General features: G+C 39.2%; 12 protein-coding genes and 2 riboswitches. Of the genes, 3 read left to right on the top strand and 9 right to left on the bottom strand.

What is annotated here, in order from left to right:
• Positions 1 to 12: 12 nt before the first annotated feature.
• The 7 genes from ptsG to AC1VNJ_RS15270 all read right to left on the bottom strand — a co-directional run bounded on the left by ptsG (position 13) and on the right by AC1VNJ_RS15270 (position 8,575).
• On the bottom strand, positions 13 to 2,067 hold the full coding sequence (gene ptsG / locus AC1VNJ_RS15300) for a glucose-specific PTS transporter subunit IIBC (RefSeq protein ID WP_028414132.1): 2,055 nt from the start codon (positions 2,065 to 2,067) through the stop codon (positions 13 to 15).
• A gap of 270 nt (positions 2,068 to 2,337) precedes the next feature.
• A complete protein-coding gene (glcT, locus tag AC1VNJ_RS15295) occupies positions 2,338 to 3,186 on the bottom strand; it encodes a glucose PTS transporter transcription antiterminator GlcT (RefSeq protein ID WP_013056009.1) in 849 nt (282 codons plus the stop codon).
• Positions 3,187 to 3,317: 131 nt separating this feature from the next.
• The gene (locus AC1VNJ_RS15290; protein WP_033578393.1) at positions 3,318 to 4,190 is read right to left on the bottom strand and encodes a hypothetical protein; all 873 of its coding nucleotides are present in this window, start codon (positions 4,188 to 4,190) and stop codon (positions 3,318 to 3,320) included.
• A gap of 382 nt (positions 4,191 to 4,572) precedes the next feature.
• Complete coding sequence (gene ribH / locus AC1VNJ_RS15285) at positions 4,573 to 5,043, bottom strand: 6,7-dimethyl-8-ribityllumazine synthase (RefSeq protein ID WP_013056007.1); 471 nt, start codon at positions 5,041 to 5,043, stop codon at positions 4,573 to 4,575.
• 91 nt (positions 5,044 to 5,134) lie between these two features.
• Positions 5,135 to 6,328: a bifunctional 3,4-dihydroxy-2-butanone-4-phosphate synthase/GTP cyclohydrolase II gene (locus tag AC1VNJ_RS15280; RefSeq protein WP_028414135.1), complete on the bottom strand. Its 1,194-nt coding sequence runs from the start codon at positions 6,326 to 6,328 to the stop codon at positions 5,135 to 5,137.
• A gap of 16 nt (positions 6,329 to 6,344) precedes the next feature.
• On the bottom strand, positions 6,345 to 7,004 hold the full coding sequence (gene ribE / locus AC1VNJ_RS15275) for a riboflavin synthase (protein ID WP_482641023.1): 660 nt from the start codon (positions 7,002 to 7,004) through the stop codon (positions 6,345 to 6,347).
• A gap of 278 nt (positions 7,005 to 7,282) precedes the next feature.
• Positions 7,283 to 7,433: riboswitch (FMN riboswitch) on the bottom strand.
• A gap of 107 nt (positions 7,434 to 7,540) precedes the next feature.
• Positions 7,541 to 8,575: a YkvI family membrane protein gene (locus AC1VNJ_RS15270; RefSeq protein WP_482641022.1), complete on the bottom strand. Its 1,035-nt coding sequence runs from the start codon at positions 8,573 to 8,575 to the stop codon at positions 7,541 to 7,543.
• Positions 8,576 to 8,907: 332 nt separating this feature from the next.
• A riboswitch (SAM riboswitch) is annotated at positions 8,908 to 9,014 on the top strand.
• Positions 9,015 to 9,121: 107 nt separating this feature from the next.
• On the opposite strand from AC1VNJ_RS15270, the gene AC1VNJ_RS15265 reads away from it, so the two are divergent.
• From AC1VNJ_RS15265 to AC1VNJ_RS15255, 3 genes are all read left to right on the top strand, one after another.
• Positions 9,122 to 10,960 (top strand): bifunctional homocysteine S-methyltransferase/methylenetetrahydrofolate reductase, encoded by a 1,839-nt coding sequence (locus tag AC1VNJ_RS15265; RefSeq protein ID WP_034268187.1) that lies wholly within the window; start codon positions 9,122 to 9,124, stop codon positions 10,958 to 10,960.
• Positions 10,961 to 14,404, top strand: a complete 3,444-nt coding sequence (gene metH, locus AC1VNJ_RS15260; protein ID WP_034268190.1) for a methionine synthase — start codon at positions 10,961 to 10,963, stop codon at positions 14,402 to 14,404. It begins immediately after the preceding gene.
• 367 nt (positions 14,405 to 14,771) lie between these two features.
• Complete coding sequence (locus AC1VNJ_RS15255) at positions 14,772 to 15,569, top strand: Cof-type HAD-IIB family hydrolase (protein ID WP_034268193.1); 798 nt, start codon at positions 14,772 to 14,774, stop codon at positions 15,567 to 15,569.
• Positions 15,570 to 15,626: 57 nt separating this feature from the next.
• Here AC1VNJ_RS15255 and AC1VNJ_RS15250 read toward each other — a convergent pair whose 3' ends face one another.
• Both AC1VNJ_RS15250 and AC1VNJ_RS15245 read right to left on the bottom strand, forming a co-directional pair.
• The gene (locus AC1VNJ_RS15250; RefSeq protein WP_013055999.1) at positions 15,627 to 15,833 is read right to left on the bottom strand and encodes a hypothetical protein; all 207 of its coding nucleotides are present in this window, start codon (positions 15,831 to 15,833) and stop codon (positions 15,627 to 15,629) included.
• Positions 15,834 to 15,881: 48 nt separating this feature from the next.
• On the bottom strand, positions 15,882 to 16,145 hold the full coding sequence (locus tag AC1VNJ_RS15245) for a hypothetical protein (RefSeq protein WP_013055998.1): 264 nt from the start codon (positions 16,143 to 16,145) through the stop codon (positions 15,882 to 15,884).
• Between the last annotated feature and the right edge of the window lie 119 nt (positions 16,146 to 16,264).

The raw sequence follows: 16,264 nt of genomic DNA, 5'->3' as shown, positions 1-16,264 counted from the left end.
TCAATCTCCTTTTTACTTTGAAATGTTAATAATATTTGCTTCTTGTTGAGAAACTTGGCCCTGCTTTAAGATATCAATTTTTTCATCAGCTTGTAAATTCGTGAAAATGATCGGCGTAATCGTCGATGGCGCATTTTCTTTTACAAAGTCTAAATCAATTTTCAATAGAGGCTGTCCTTTTTTCACTTCATCGCCTTGGGCAACTAAAGCTTCAAAACCTTCGCCTTTTAAATTAACTGTATCAATACCAACGTGAATTAAAATTTCACGTCCAGTCGTTGATTCAATACCTAAAGCATGTTTCGTCGGGAATAAGTTTACTATTTTTCCGTCCACTGGTGCAACTACTGTGCCTGTTTTCGGAATAATCGCAAAACCGTCACCCATTAATTTTTGTGAAAATACCTGATCTGGTACTTCCGATAAAGGTACCAATTCTCCCTCAATCGGTGAAACAATATCATTACCATTATCGCTTCCTACTTCAGATGTTGCAACAGGTTTTTCAATTGTTTTTGTCTCTTCTTTTGTTACAACCGGTGTTTTGCCATTCATAATGTCTTGAATTTGACCTTTTAACGTGTCAGATTTCGGACCGAAAATAGCTTGAATATTGTTACCAACTTCAAGAACACCAGCTGCTCCAAGTTTTTTCAAACGGTTTTTATCAACGTTACCCACATCATCTACTGAAACACGTAAACGCGTAATACAAGCATCTAAATGTGTAATGTTTTCTTTACCGCCAAGTGCAGCCAAAATATTTGTCGGAAGCTCTGCTGCTTCTACTTTTACATCTTCTTCTCCTTCTTCTTTATCTTCACGACCCGGTGTTTTTAAGTTAAATTTACGGATTGCAAAGCGGAAACCGAAGTAGTAGATAACTGCTAGAACTAAACCTACTGGAATAACTAGCCACCATGCTGTGCGGTTTTGCATAACTCCAAATAGAACGTAATCGATAACCCCACCTGAGAATGTCATACCGATTTTAACATTTAATAATTGCATAACCATAAACGACAAACCAGCAAATACTGCGTGAATCGCAAATAATACTGGTGCTACGAATAAGAACGAGAACTCAAGCGGCTCTGTAATACCCGTTAAGAAAGATGTTAAAGCAGCTGAACCCATGATACCAGCTACATATTTTTTGTTTTCAGGACGCGCTTCGTGATAAATCGCAAGAGCGGCTGCTGGCAATCCGAACATCATGAACGGGAATTTACCAACTTGGAATGTTCCTGCTGTTAAAGGCACGCCATCTGCTAATTGAGCAAAGAAAATCTTTTGGTCACCATGAATATGTTGACCTGCTTTATTGACATAATCACCAAACTCAAACCAGAACGGAGAGTAGAAGATGTGATGAAGTCCAAATGGAATTAATGAACGTTCAATTAATCCAAATACAAACGCTGATAAAGTTGGGTTTGCATCAATCATGTTGGTAGAGAAAGCATTTAATCCGCTTTGAATTGGCGGCCAAATGAAAATCATAATAACACCTAAAAGAATTGAAAATACCCCAGTAATAATTGGTACAAATCGTTTTCCTGCAAAGAACCCTAAGTAAGATGGTAATTCAATATTGAAATAACGATTATACATGGATGAAGCTAAAATACCTACTATGATACCCCCGAATACACCCGTAGCTAACGTAGGAATTCCTAAGATGCTAGTGTAAGCTGGATTAGCACCCATTTTGTCAGGATCTAGTTGTCCTGTAGCCACTAAGATTGTGCTCATCGTTTTGTTCATAATTAAGTAACCTACGATTGCAGCAATACCTGCTACACCGTCACCACCGGCTAAACCAACGGCAACACCAACGGCAAACAATAGCGATAAGTTGTCAAATACGATTTGACCCGCCTGCGACAAAACATTTGAAACTAATTGAACCCAGTCTGCACCAAGTGCCGGTACTGCATCCAACAATGTAGGGTTTTGAAGCGCTGTCCCTACTCCAAGTAAAATCCCTGCTGCCGGTAAAATCGCAACCGGTAGCATAAGCGCTTTTCCGACTTTTTGTAATACTCCAAAAAGTTTTTTAAACATGACGCTTACCTCCTTTTATATATTTAGTGTGCAACAAGCTATTTATTTGATACGTGAATCATTAACGCGCTTTCATAAAACGCTTTCTTTAACTAGAAAACTCATTACATTTCCCGGTGTTATGAGGCGAAGTCTTCAATGATTGCGCTTTCTTATAACAAAAAAAGGCATGAGGAAAAAGAAACGACAAATGGATATACTCATCCAATTACACATCGCTTCATTTCTCACTCATGCCTGATCGTATCAGTAACACGTATTGAAATGATTTTATAAATCCGTTTTTGTTATAAGTCGCTGCAGATGCATCGTTAAGTAAACTGCTTCTGCTTCATACACAGGTAAATGTAACGCTTGCTGCATTACTTTTATCACTTTCCAAGACACATTGTAACACAGAGGATATTCTTCTTTCAATAGCAAAGCAATTTTTTTTGGTTCTTCTATTTTTTCTCCTGTTTTTACTCGATCAATGGCAAAATGCAAATGACGAATCAATCTCATATAGTGTACAGATTCTTTGTCTACCTGCAGATGAAGCGATTCTTCAATCACATTAATGATCGTTTGAATAAGCTGCGAGTCTTGATTCACTTCTAACAGGTTTTTTTCAGTCAGCGCACTATGGATATGAAGCGCGATAAAACCAATCTCTCCTACCGGAAGCTGCACGCCTATTTTACGACTAATGATCTCTACCACTTCAGATGCGATTGTATATTCCTCTGGATATAAGGCTTTTGTTTCAAGTAAAAATGGATTTTTAAGACCCATCCCCTGCTGAAAACGTTTTATCGCAAAGGCGATATGATCTGTCAATGAAATGTGTATATGCTCATTCAAAGGGATATTAACGCGTTTTTGAATATGCGTTACAATATCATTCATCATTTCAATTACATCTTCATCCACCTGAGCTAAAAGCTGCTTGTACTGTTCTTGCTCTTCTTCACTCTTTAGCAAAAACATTTTTTCCACAGCTTTTGCATCGATTTCATCGCCTTTTTTCTTGTTGAACCCTATTCCTTTCCCAATTAGCACAACTTCATCATAGGTAAGGTGTTTAGCAATTAATACATTATTATTAAGTACCTTTTCTACAAAAAAGGACTCTTTCACGAATCCTTCACTCCCCTGTTTCGGCTTTCTATTATTTGCTTTCCTATCTTACAAATAATACGCATAACCGTCAATTCATTTTTCTTTGCTTCAAATATTATTGAACTAAACTATTTGAGTTACGTATTATCTTAGTAGTTCTTCGCTGGAAACGCAACGTCTTTTTTACTCGTCCCATAACAATTTTTCATAATAAAATGTTGAAGCATAACGCTCAGAATGAATATACCCGCTTGTAAAAGCGTAAAAAGAACAAGTGAAGTGGTAATAGATACCAGTAAAATCCCATAGTGAATTAGTAAAATATCTACTATACGCAGCCCCGCTATAATGATCCCAGCTCCAATAAAAAATTCTTTGACTACACTCCAAACGAGGAGAATCGTAACAATACAAACATAAATCATCGTTGCATTTACGGAATCATGAGTAACCGACGCAAACCATCCCGTATAAAACCAATTATTATGAAAGTATGCTAACAGCAGAAACATAATAGTAGAAGTAATGGCGAGCATTCCCAGAAAAAATGTAGCGTAATGCACAAATGTCATATACCGTTCTGTTAGCCATACATACCAAATCTTTGAAATGCTAAAGCCTATAGTCATTAAAACGCCTGTATAAATTGTTTTCCACCAGTGATGTGTATAAATATCCCAGTGTAAAAATAATTCTTCAATCCCCATAAACATAGCCGAAATGATTAAAATATAGCGAAATTTTAATTGATAAGCAGCTACCACCATAGCCATGATTGGAAAAGCAAACGTTTGAGAAGTTAAGGACCCAAACAAATTATCAAAATATTCATTGGTCATAAAATCAGGATCGTACTCGTAACTTTCAAACAACACAAATACAACATACTCTAGTACATAAGCCATTCCAATGATAAAAAAAAGCAAAACGACTAGCTTTTTATCTTTTTTACGTATGAAGACTGTAAGCAAAACGGCTGTGCTGATAATAATCAATGCAAAAAAAGCAGTATAATGAGGCATAGACGTCTCCCTTTTACGACCTAATTATTACTTAGAGTAAGACGTTTTAGCTAAATTATACATAGCTAGCTGCTATTCAAAAGAGATTGAGACATACTACATCAATCTAATCTAAAGGCGAACAAATCGGATACATGAGATAGTATGGATCGCTTGCTGCACTGCAGGTGATTTCCCTGCAAGGCTTCGCTTTCCGTACAGGAGCCTTCGCCCTGCTCTCCACTCAACAGTTAGAAGCCTACATACAGGAAACCTATGTTGTAATGTAACCCTAACCATGAAAAAATCCGAACGATTCATCGTTCGGATCTTCTTTCAACTACCATACTTTTGTTTCAGCCTCTTTTAACTCTTTATCTTACAAAAACTGGAATGACCTCTATTATCCTTCAATCATTTTTGAAAGGTTGGCCATTTCGATAGCTGATGCTGCAGCTTCCCATCCTTTGTTTCCTGCTTTTGTTCCTGCACGTTCAATTGCTTGCTCAATTGTTTCAGTTGTTAATACACCAAAGATAATTGGTACGCCTGTTTGTAAGCTTTGAGATGCAACGCCTTTTGCTACTTCATTACATACAAAATCAAAGTGTGGAGTAGCTCCTCGAATAACCGTTCCTAGCGTAATAACCGCGTCATATTTTTTAGATTCAGCTAATTTTTTAGCGATTAATGGAATTTCATAAGCACCCGGTACCCAAGCCACGTCTACATCTTCATCAGCTACGCCGTGACGTTTAAGCGCATCTTCTGCTCCACTAAGTAAACGCCCTGTAATAAATTCATTAAAACGCCCTACCACGATTCCGATTTTTAATCCTGTGCCAACTAAATTTCCTTCATATAAATGATTCATCTCTTGTTCCTCCTGCTAGTAGTAATATATAGTTATTTACATTTCTTTTCATGAATTAGCTTCATTTGTTATAACGAAAAAAAGTGTAAACTTATAAATGTAATAAATGACCTAGTTTTTTAGCTTTGGTATCTAAGTATTTTTTATTGGCATCCACTGCCGGCATTTGAAGAGGCACTCTCTCTACCACTTCAAGGTCGTAGCCTTTTAGCCCAGTAATTTTGCGAGGATTGTTCGTTAAAAGCTTCATTTGTTTGACTCCAAGGTCCTTTAAGATTTGAGCACCGATTCCATACTCTCGTAAATCCGCAGCAAACCCGAGTTTTTCATTCGCTTCTACGGTATCGTATCCTTCTTCCTGCAGCTTATATGCTCTTAGCTTATTTAATAAGCCAATACCTCTGCCCTCTTGACGCATATACAGCAGAATGCCGCGTCCTTCTTCTTCAATTTGCGTAAGAGCTGCGTGAAGCTGAGGACCGCAGTCACAGCGCTCAGAGCCAAACACATCTCCAGTCAAACACTCGGAGTGAACACGCACGAGAACGGGGCTATTATGATCGATATCACCTTTGATAAGAGCCACATGTTCTTTATTATCAAGTTTATTTGTATATCCTACAGCCTTAAAATCACCAAATGCCGTAGGTAAGCTTACTTCTACTTCACGGCTAATCAGCTGGTCATGTTTGCGGCGGTAGGCAATCAAATCTTTTATTGTAATCATTTTTAAATCAAATTGCTCTGCAATCTTTGTTAAATCCGGTACGCGTGCCATTGTTCCATCTTCATTCATGATTTCACAAATAACACCCGCAGGCTTTCCTCCTGCTAACACGGCTAAATCAACAGCGGCCTCTGTATGACCCGCACGCTGCAGAACGCCCCCGTCTTTTGCAATCAACGGAAAAATGTGTCCTGGTCGTTGAAAATCACTTGCTACCGTTGCTTCATTTACAAGAGCCATAACGGTAGCAGAACGTTCGTACGCACTGATACCTGTTGTACTTGAAATATGATCAATACTTACTGTAAATGCTGTTCCATGTACATCCGTATTGTTCACTACCATTGGGTGAAGATTCAATTTATGCGCAATTTCTTCATTAACAGGTGTACAAATTAATCCTCTTCCATGAGTAGCCATAAAGTTAATAACCTCAGGCGTCGTTTTTTCGGCTAATGCAATAAAATCTCCTTCATTTTCTCGATCTTCATCGTCGCATACAATAACCACTTTTCCCTTTTTTAACTCTTCAATGGCTTCTTCTACTTTATGAAACATCTCTTTCACCTCACTGTTAATTTGTAAAACCATGCTGCTGCAATAAATCCTTCATATTACCTGAACGATTCGAGACGCCAGGAGTTGACTTATTCGTCATCATTTGATGCATATATTTAGCTAACATGTCGCATTCAATATTCACCTTGTCTCCTCGCTGTTTGTCTCCCACGACTGTGTGAAGCACCGTATGAGGAATAAGAGAAATAGTAAATGATTGGTTGCTGACATCAAAAATAGTAAGACTTGTTCCGTCTACAGAAACAGATCCTTTTAACATCATAAATTCACGAAGTTCAGGGTCGACTTGAATTTCATAATAAAAGGCATTTCCTTTACGTGTTTTGCTTACAATGGTTCCAATTCCATCAACGTGTCCGCTAACGAAATGCCCTCCAAACCGGCCATTTGCAGCCATCGCCCGTTCTAAGTTAACACGTGATCCAACGGTTAGAAGCTGCAGGGTACTTGCTTTAATCGTCTCCGGCATGACGTCGACCGTAAATTCATTTTGAGAGTAAGCTGTTACGGTTAAACAAACGCCGTTAACTGAAATACTGTCCCCTAAGTTCACATCTTCTAACACGGTCTTCGCATCAATCGTAAGAACAATTGCTTCTGTAGCCTTTTGAATCCGTTTTATTTTTCCAATTTCTTCAATAATACCTGTGAACATTTTCTTCACCTGCTTTGGCGCTATTCCAACTTCTTATGCCGTTTTGAAATAGCAGCTGCTTTTTTTTCATATTTATCTTTCCCCCAACCACTGAAAATAAAAAAGCCCCTTGAACAAATGTCCAAGGGGTCGGCTGAGCTGAATCAGTTTTATCTATGCAAAATTCCGCTAATTGTATACGAAATAAACAGTTATGTTTTGTGTATGAAAACAAGGGTAGCTTTAAAAAAGGCAAACCTGTCCCTTATTAATACAACACAAAAAAACAACTGTGCTTCCTGATCCTTCTCCCATCCAGACTTTTACTGTCGGCTCTAGATTTTAACTAGATCCACCGCTAACATACATCGTATGAAAACGGGTCACGGGCTTAAAAGCATATGCTTTATCACCGCCGGTTGGGACTTACACCCGACCCCGAAGGATAATATATTCGACTGCTAGAGTCTTATTTGTTTTACATTATAGCAAAGTAAAATCGACTTGTCACATCATTTAACTTCGTTTTTTCACATCCGCTCTTCAAAATCCAGCTTTTAGCTTATTTTTTCTTTTTTAATACATAGCATCCATACAAAAGCTAGTCCAATATAGCCAAATATCGGATACAAAAACTCAAGAAGCTGAGCATATCCAAATTGCCCGATAATAAAGCATGCCAAGATAATAAACGCAAAAGCTTGTTTGTCATTCAGGGGAAGAAATGATTGAAGCTGTTTAGCGATTCCAAATACATTTCCAATCAATGTAGTAAAAATCTCGCCTAACACAACTACCGTAAATAAAACATTCACCCACGCTGAGATATTTTTAACAACGGCACTCATAGGAATATCAAGTTGAAATGAATAAGGCAAATTGGAAAGGGCAAGATGAGTAGAAACAAGCATAAACGTAAGTACACATCCTCCTATTACGGCCCCTTTTTTGATCACGCTCTTATCTTTCACGGAGCTTCCTAATGGAACTAAAACGGCCTGAGCCAAAGCTAGATTTAGGGAAATATATAAAAAGGGACTAACCGCCCACTTCCACTGTGTGACGAGCGTTAAGTCTGGCTTCGTTTGAATCAGTGAGAAATAGCTGACATTTGGCACAAAGATGATAAAAGCAAATGAAAGCATCATCGGCACAACAAGAGAATTAACCATTAAAATACCGTTAATTCCTCTTGCGATAAATATATAAGTTAAAACAATTGTACAAACCATCCCAACAGGAGGCCACAGCCCGAACTGTTCTTTTCCTATTGCCCCCGTACTCGCTAGCATGACTGAAGTTACTCCAAATAAAATGACGATCATTACACCGTTTACCGCTTTTCCAAGTACATCACCAAATAAATATGTATTAAGCTGCTGATAAGAAGAAGCCCCAATTGCGTGCGAAAGCAGCATCATTTTCGAACCTAGCCAAATAAAAAACAAGCCGCTGACCAAAATTCCAACCATTCCAAGTTCCCCGTACTGTGTAAAAAATTGAACAATTTCCTTGCCTGTTGCAAAACCGGCTCCTACAACGGTGCCTACATACGTAGCAGCAACCTGCAGCGTGAGTTTCCACCTTTTCATGCCCATCACCCTTCTACCCTTCATAGTTCACTATATGTAGAAACGGTTAAAAAAAGACGAGCCTTTTATATGTAAATCCTCGCCTCACCCGGTGCTGTTCCTTTTTCGTTTTTTTATTTCCTTCTTGTTTTTTTCATGAAAACCCTTTATCCCTTAACATAACGGCAGTTTTCAAACAAAATATACGGATATTTTTCCTTTAGCTTTTAAATTTTCCTCAATATTTGCTGGAAATTCACAATTTACTGTTGTATAATTTCTAAAAATCAGATAAATTATTAAATAAGTATTCTTTCTATTTAAAAAAATATGTTTCAATTATATACAATTGATTCTTATCATGAGAGGTGGAGGGACTGGCCCTTTGAAACCTCAGCAACCAGTCGTTAGAGACATGGTGCTAAATCCAGCAAGCAATTTATTGCTTGGAAGATAAGAAGGCGAAAAAAGTCTTCTTCTTAAGAAGACTTTTTCTATTTTATCGGCATATTGCATAAAACGAATCACTCGTGAAATAGAAGCGGAACAATTTAAGGAGGTTTTGACATGGGGTTACTTGAAGATTTAAAGTCTAAAATTTTAATTGGGGATGGTGCCACTGGTACCCTCCTTTACTCACACGGTATTGACAGCTGTTTTGAAGAACTAAACATCACCAAACCAGAAGAGGTTTCTCGTATTCACAGAGCCTATGTAGAAGCTGGTGCAAACGTTATTCAAACAAATACGTACGCTGCTAATTATCAAAAACTTGCCCGTTATGGATTAGAAGATTCAGTCAAAGACATCAATGTTGCTGGTGTAAAATTAGCGAAACAAGCTGCAAAAGATCAGGCTTACGTGGTTGGTACACTCGGCGGAATTCGTTCTTTCCAAAAAAATGCTATTAGTTTAGAAGAGGTTAAGCGAAGCATTCGTGAACAAATGTTTTGGCTTTTAAATGAAGGCGTGGATGGCCTTTTATTTGAAACATACTATGATTTCGAAGAATTAAAGACCGTTCTTACACTAGCAAGAAAAGAAACGGATAAGCCTATTATTACCCACGTTTCCCTGCATGATATTGGCGTACTGCAAGATGGGCGTCCTTTAGCAGATGCATTAAAAGAATTAGAAGACTTGGGAGCAGATGTTGTCGGGCTAAACTGCCGTTTAGGTCCTTATCATATGATTCAGTCTCTTGAAGAAGTACCGCTTCCTGATCGTGCTTTCTTATCAGCTTACCCTAATGCCAGCCTTCCGGCGTATGTGGAAGGCAAGCTGGAATATGAAACGAATGAAGACTACTTTGTAGAAAGCGCGCGTTTATTCCGCGAACAAGGGGTTCGCTTAATTGGAGGATGCTGCGGTACAACACCAGCTCACGTACGCGCCATGTCGTCTGCCTTAAAAGACCTGCCTCCGATTACAAGCAAAGTCGTTAAAATGAGACCAGCCGTTACGGTTCAAGAGCGTGAGCAGCAGGATAAACCTCATATGCACGAAATTGTGAAGAAGCGCCGCTCGGTTATCGTCGAGCTGGATCCGCCTAAACAGCTTGGTCCGACGAAATTTTTAGAAGGCGCAAAAGCACTTGATAAAGTCGGCGTAGATGCTATTACATTAGCTGATAATTCTCTTGCCTCACCTCGCATCAGCAACTTGGCAATGGCAACACTGATGCAACAAGAAACAAAAGCACGACCGCTTATTCATATTACCTGTCGCGACCGAAATTTAATTGGACTTCAATCTCATTTAATGGGACTTCATACGCTAGGAATGAATCAAGTGCTTGCAATTACCGGTGATCCGTCAAAAGTTGGCGATTTCCCTGGCGCCACTTCGGTCTATGATTTATCTTCATTTGACTTGATTAGTTTAATCGCTCAGTTTAATGAAGGCCTATCTTATTCCGGCAAACCGCTTGGTCAAAAAACCAATTTTTCCATTGCAGCTGCCTTTAACCCAAACGTGCGTCACTTAGACCGAGCCGTTCAGCGCTTGGAAAAGAAAATCGACTGCGGGGCTCACTATTTCATTACTCAGCCTCTCTATTCAACTAAGCAAATTGAAGAGGTATATGAAGCAACCAAACATTTAACAACACCGGTATACATCGGGATCATGCCGTTAACAAGCGCAAGAAATGCTCGATTTATTCACCATGAAGTACCTGGAATTAAATTATCAGAAGATATTCTAGAACGTATGGACGCAACGGGAAATGACCGGATTCGCGGTGAAGTCGAAGGCCTTGCGATTGCAAAACACTTAATTGATACAGCATATGAGCTATTTGACGGTATTTACTTAATTACGCCGTTTATGCGCTATGAAATGACCGAAATTCTAACACGCTATATTCATGACAAGCAACTCGTTACATCAGAAAGGAAGATATAAATGAGCTCACTTATCGAACAACAACTAAAGAAGCGAATACTCGTCATCGATGGAGCAATGGGAACGATGATTCAAGATGCTGATTTAACCGCTGAAGATTTTGGCGGCGAAGAATATGAAGGCTGCAACGAATATTTGACCCGAACAGCGCCTCATGTGATTCAGCGCATTCATGAAGAGTACTTTGCAGCGGGTGCTGACATCATTGAAACCAATACGTTTGGCTCAACATCTACCGTACTTGATGAATACGATTTAGGCCACTTGGCGTATGAATTGAATATCGAAGCTGTGAAGCTTGCTTGTGCAGCCCGCGATAAATATTCAACTCCCGAATGGCCTAGGTTCGTAGCTGGAGCTATCGGCCCTACCACTAAAACTCTCTCTGTTACGGGAGGTATTACATTCCCTGAGTTAGTAGAATCGTACGAAGAGCAAGCTCGGGGTTTGTTAGACGGCGGCGTCGACTTACTTCTAGTCGAAACCTGTCAAGACATGCTGAACGTAAAAGCTGCGTTTTTAGGCATTACAGCGGCGTTTGAAAAACTGAAAATAGAAGTTCCAATTATGATTTCAGGAACGATTGAGCCAATGGGAACAACTCTCGCTGGTCAAGATATCGAATCTTTTTACTTATCACTGGAACACATGAAGCCTCTTTCAGTCGGACTTAACTGCGCGACAGGTCCTGAATTTATGACGGATCATATTCGCTCTCTTTCAGACCTAGCCACTTCAGCTGTTAGCTGTTATCCAAACGCTGGACTTCCGGATGAAGAAGGCAATTATCATGAGTCCCCTGAGCTGCTGGCTCAAAAAATTAAAGGATTTGCTGATAAAGGCTGGCTGAACTTTGTAGGCGGATGCTGTGGTACAACGCCTGCTCATATTAAAGCACTTGCTGAAGCGGTAAAAGAGGTTGCTCCTCGTTCGCTTGATCGCTCCGAGCATAATCATGCTGTAACCGGTATTGAACCGCTTGTATATGACGATTCTATGCGCCCTCTTTTTGTGGGAGAACGTACGAATGTAATCGGTTCTCGCAAGTTCAAGCGTCTGATTGCGGAAGGGAAAATTGAAGAAGCATCTGAAATTGCGCGTGCTCAAGTTAAAAATGGTGCTCACGTTATTGATATTTGCTTAGCAGATCCAGACCGTGAAGAAATGGAAGACATGGAGGAATTTATTCAAGAAGTTGTAAAAAAAGTGAAGGTTCCTCTTGTAATCGATTCAACTGACGAGAAAGTTATTGAAAAAGCTTTAACGTACTCGCAAGGTAAGGTCATTATCAACTCCATTAACTTAGAAGATGGTGAAGAGCGTTTTGATGCAATCTTGCCGCTAGTAAAAAAATTCGGTGCAGCTCTGGTTGTCGGTACAATCGATGAAACAGGCATGGCCGTTACTGCAGAAAGAAAAGTAGAGATTGCTAAACGCTCACATGATTTGCTTGTTGAAAAACATGGCTTTAATCCAAAAGATATTATTTTTGACCCTCTTGTGTTTCCTGTAGGGACTGGTGATGAACAATATATTGGTTCTGCTGAAGAAACAGTTAAGGGAATTAAAATGATTAAAGAAGCCCTGCCTGATTGCCTGACCATTCTCGGCGTAAGTAACGTGTCATTCGGTCTTCCTCCAGTCGGACGTGAAGTACTAAATGCGGTTTACCTTTATCACTGTACGCAGGCTGGACTCGATTATGCCATTGTTAATACAGAAAAATTAGAGCGCTATGCTTCTATTCCAGAAGCTGAAATTGAGCTTGCTAATGCGTTATTATTTAACACAACTGATGAAACGTTAAGCACGTTTACGGACTTTTATCGTGATAAAAAGAAAGAAGCAAAAGTAGAAATTTCTACGTTAACACTTGAAGAACGATTGGCAATGTATATTGTCGAAGGTACAAAAGAAGGATTGCTTCCTGATTTAGAACAGGCTTTAGCTCAATATGATGATCCGTTAGATATTATTAACGGACCGCTTATGAAGGGGATGGCGGAAGTCGGACGTTTGTTTAATGACAACCAGCTGATTGTAGCAGAAGTGCTTCAAAGTGCGGAAGTTATGAAAGCATCCGTTGCCTTTTTAGAACCTCATATGGAAGCAACTGAAAATGATTCTGGAAAAGGAAAAGTGATTCTTGCAACGGTTAAAGGCGACGTGCACGATATCGGTAAAAACTTAGTAGACATCATTTTAAGCAACAATGGTTTTAAAGTCATTGATTTAGGAATTAAAGTAACGCCGCAGCAGCTGATTGAAGCAGTAAAAGACGAAAAGCCAGACATCATTGGCCTGTCAGGTCTTTTAGTAAAATCAGCTCAGCAAATGGTTTTAACTGCACAAGATTTAACGCAATCAAGCATTGATGTTCCAATTATGGTAGGAGGCGCTGCCCTTTCCCGTAAATTTACTGACTTTAAAATTGCCCCAGAATATGAAGGTGCCGTCCTCTACGCCAAAGATGCGATGGACGGATTAGCGTTAGCAAATAAGCTGCAGAACAAAGAAGAAGTTATTCAGCTTTTAGCAGATTTAAAAACGCGTCAAGAAAAGAAAGTAACGGTTCGAGAACGCCAGCCTCAAACCGCTCAAGCAGCTACGGCTGTTTTAGAAAGATCCGCCATTTCAACGGATGTTCCTGTTTTTGTACCGGCTGATTTAAAGCGCCACGTTGTCAAACACTACGATTTGGCACAGGTTCTTCCGTATATTAACTGGCAGATGCTTTTAGGCCATCACTTAGGACTAAAAGGAAAAGTGAATAAGCTGCTTGCTGAAAAAGACGAGCGTGCTGTTCAATTAAAAGAAACCGTTGATGACCTTCTCGAACTGGCACTAAAAGAAAACTTAATTAAACCAGCGGTTATTTATCAGTTCTTCCCTGCTCAAGCAGACGGAAATGATTTAATTATTTATGATCCTGCTGATGAAAAAACAGAAATTGAACGCTTTACCTTCCCTCGACAAGCAAAAGGACAGTTCCTGTGCTTATCTGATTTTGCAAAGCCTAAAGAAAAAGAGATGGACTATGTATGTTTCTTCTCTGTAACAGCAGGAACAGGCATTCGCGAACGCGCGGCGAAATTCAAAGAAAACGGCGAGTTTTTAAAGAGTCACGTGTTCCAAGCTCTTGCGCTTGAACTAGCTGAAGGATTAGCAGAACGTGTTCACCAGCAAATTCGTGACCGCTGGGGATTCCCCGATTCGCCTGACTTTACAATGGCGGAGCGTTTTTCAGCCAAATACCAAGGTCAGCGTTTTTCATTCGGATATCCCGCATGTCCAGACCTTGAAGACCAAGCAAAACTGTTTAAATTAATTAAACCTGAAGACATCGGCATTCAGTTAACAGACGGTTTCATGATGGAACCAGAAGCTTCTGTTACAGCCCTTGTTTTTGCACATCCTGAAGCGAAATATTTTAACGTATTGTAAAACATGGCTGCGGTCTTTTAGACCGCGGCTGTTTTTTTACAGTGAACAAACCTAAAAAAAAGGCTGCGACAAATGGATTTTAGTTGAAGAAAGATCCGAACGGAGTTGATTCTTAATTGAGAATCAACTCCGTTCGGATTGTTTTCATTATGATGGTGAACTAGATTTCATGTAGCTGTTGATTAAAGGGCAAGGCGAAGACTCCTGCGAAAAAAAGTGATGTAGTTATGTCTTAATCTCTTTGAATTCACCGCCGGTTTGAGCTTTTTTTATGAGTTTCTTGGGAAACACTGATAGAATAAGGAATGTAATAAATTTGTAACACTCTTATCAAGGTAATTTTTTTAGGGAAAGGAATTTTCAAGAGATGATTAAATTATTTGTAAGCGACTTAGATGGAACTCTTTTACACGAAGAAAAATACGTAGAACAGCATAATGCAGACGCACTTAGTGAACTTCAGCGCCAAGGAGTAGAGGTGTGTCTTGCTTCTGGACGAATGGATACGGAAATTTTAAAGATTTCTACTGATATTAATAATACATTTCATCGCATTAGCCAAAACGGAGGATTTGTGTGGACCAAAGAAAATCAAGAACTTCATGGAAAAGTGTTTGAAGATGATTTAGCGGTTCAACTTTATAAAAAAACGATAGATCCTAACCGTATTACGCTTGTCTGTTCAAACGACACGAATTATGTAGAGCAGCGAAATGAAATTATTGAAACAATTGAAACTCACATGTTTTTCCCTATCGAAGAACAAATTGAAATGACAGATTCATTTGGTCACGCTCTTTCTCCATCTAAAATCACGGTTCTTGGAGATCATGATGAAATGGTAGCTCTGCAAAAAGAAGTGAACGAAGAGTTTGGTGATTATATTGATACATATATTTCTGCCAAGCAGTGTTTGGATATTATGCCTAAACATATCAGCAAAGGAAATGCCATTGAAATTTTATTAAATCATCTTCAGCTAAAACCAGAGGAAATTGCATGTGTGGGGGATTCATTTAATGATATTCCTATGTTTCAATTAACACCGAACAGTTTCGCTATGGCTACAGCTCCTGAAGCTGTTCAGCGCCATGCCTCTGCTGTTGTGTCATCTGTTAGTGAAGCAGCGCGTATTGTTTTAGAAAAAAATAAGCAAACAATCTAAAAAAAGCGGTCAACGTTTAAATTGACCGCTTTTATCTATTTAATAAGAAAACGGTAGTTATTTTTTTCGTAAAGAACGAAAAAATTCACCTAAGCTTTTTTGCTTCCCATCTGCATGCTCTCCATGATTAACCAAGCTGCTGATTCTTTCTCGTCGTACAACAACCATAATAAGGGTGGCAAAAAAGATAATGGAAACGGCAATGACAACCAGTGCAAGAACGGATGCTACAATAGCTTCAGAAGTCGTTAGTGACGATAGCATCTGCCTCGTACACCTCCATTTCGTTTGTGGCGAAAAGGAGCCTAGCAATTAGAAATGCAAATAATCTTTTTTCTCAGCTTGATGCATGTTATTATACACCATTTTCATTTTAGAAGCTGTAGCTTTTAAAGACGTAGACGAATCCACATCTTCGGCTAACATAATGTTTACTAAGTCAACCACAGAACGAGACAACAACTCTACATTATTTTGCAACTCCAATTCGTCATAAGTCGTACGGTCTTGAAGACGAAGTCGAATAATTTCATTTGCTAGCTCCCTAACACGCACTAATTGTTGATGTTCTCCCATAGTATCTCCGCCGCAAGAAACTTATAATCAGCCCTTTTATTGGCTTTTATAAGAGCTAGAAATTCCTGCAGCTTACCCCTCCTTATAAAGATGCCTAGCACACCTTTATGTAAATCGCA

This window comes from Priestia sp. 3CA3, assembly GCF_056836725.1.
This window is presented reverse-complemented; position numbering and strand designations above follow the sequence as displayed.

Bases quoted from the DNA above. Each gene is read 5' to 3' on its own strand.
- AC1VNJ_RS15280 (WP_028414135.1), bottom strand. From the start codon at position 6,328: ATGTTTCATAAAGTAGAAGAAGCCATTGAAGAGTTAAAAAAGGGAAAA.
- AC1VNJ_RS15290 (WP_033578393.1), bottom strand. From the start codon at position 4,190: ATGCCTCATTATACTGCTTTTTTTGCATTGATTATTATCAGCACAGCC.
- AC1VNJ_RS15245 (WP_013055998.1), bottom strand. From the start codon at position 16,145: ATGGGAGAACATCAACAATTAGTGCGTGTTAGGGAGCTAGCAAATGAA.
- ribH (WP_013056007.1), bottom strand. From the start codon at position 5,043: ATGAATCATTTATATGAAGGAAATTTAGTTGGCACAGGATTAAAAATC.
- ptsG (WP_028414132.1), bottom strand. From the start codon at position 2,067: ATGTTTAAAAAACTTTTTGGAGTATTACAAAAAGTCGGAAAAGCGCTT.
- metH (WP_034268190.1), top strand. From the start codon at position 10,961: ATGAGCTCACTTATCGAACAACAACTAAAGAAGCGAATACTCGTCATC.
- AC1VNJ_RS15250 (WP_013055999.1), bottom strand. From the start codon at position 15,833: ATGCTATCGTCACTAACGACTTCTGAAGCTATTGTAGCATCCGTTCTT.
- ribE (WP_482641023.1), bottom strand. From the start codon at position 7,004: ATGTTCACAGGTATTATTGAAGAAATTGGAAAAATAAAACGGATTCAA.
- AC1VNJ_RS15270 (WP_482641022.1), bottom strand. From the start codon at position 8,575: ATGAAAAGGTGGAAACTCACGCTGCAGGTTGCTGCTACGTATGTAGGC.
- AC1VNJ_RS15265 (WP_034268187.1), top strand. From the start codon at position 9,122: ATGGGGTTACTTGAAGATTTAAAGTCTAAAATTTTAATTGGGGATGGT.
- AC1VNJ_RS15255 (WP_034268193.1), top strand. From the start codon at position 14,772: ATGATTAAATTATTTGTAAGCGACTTAGATGGAACTCTTTTACACGAA.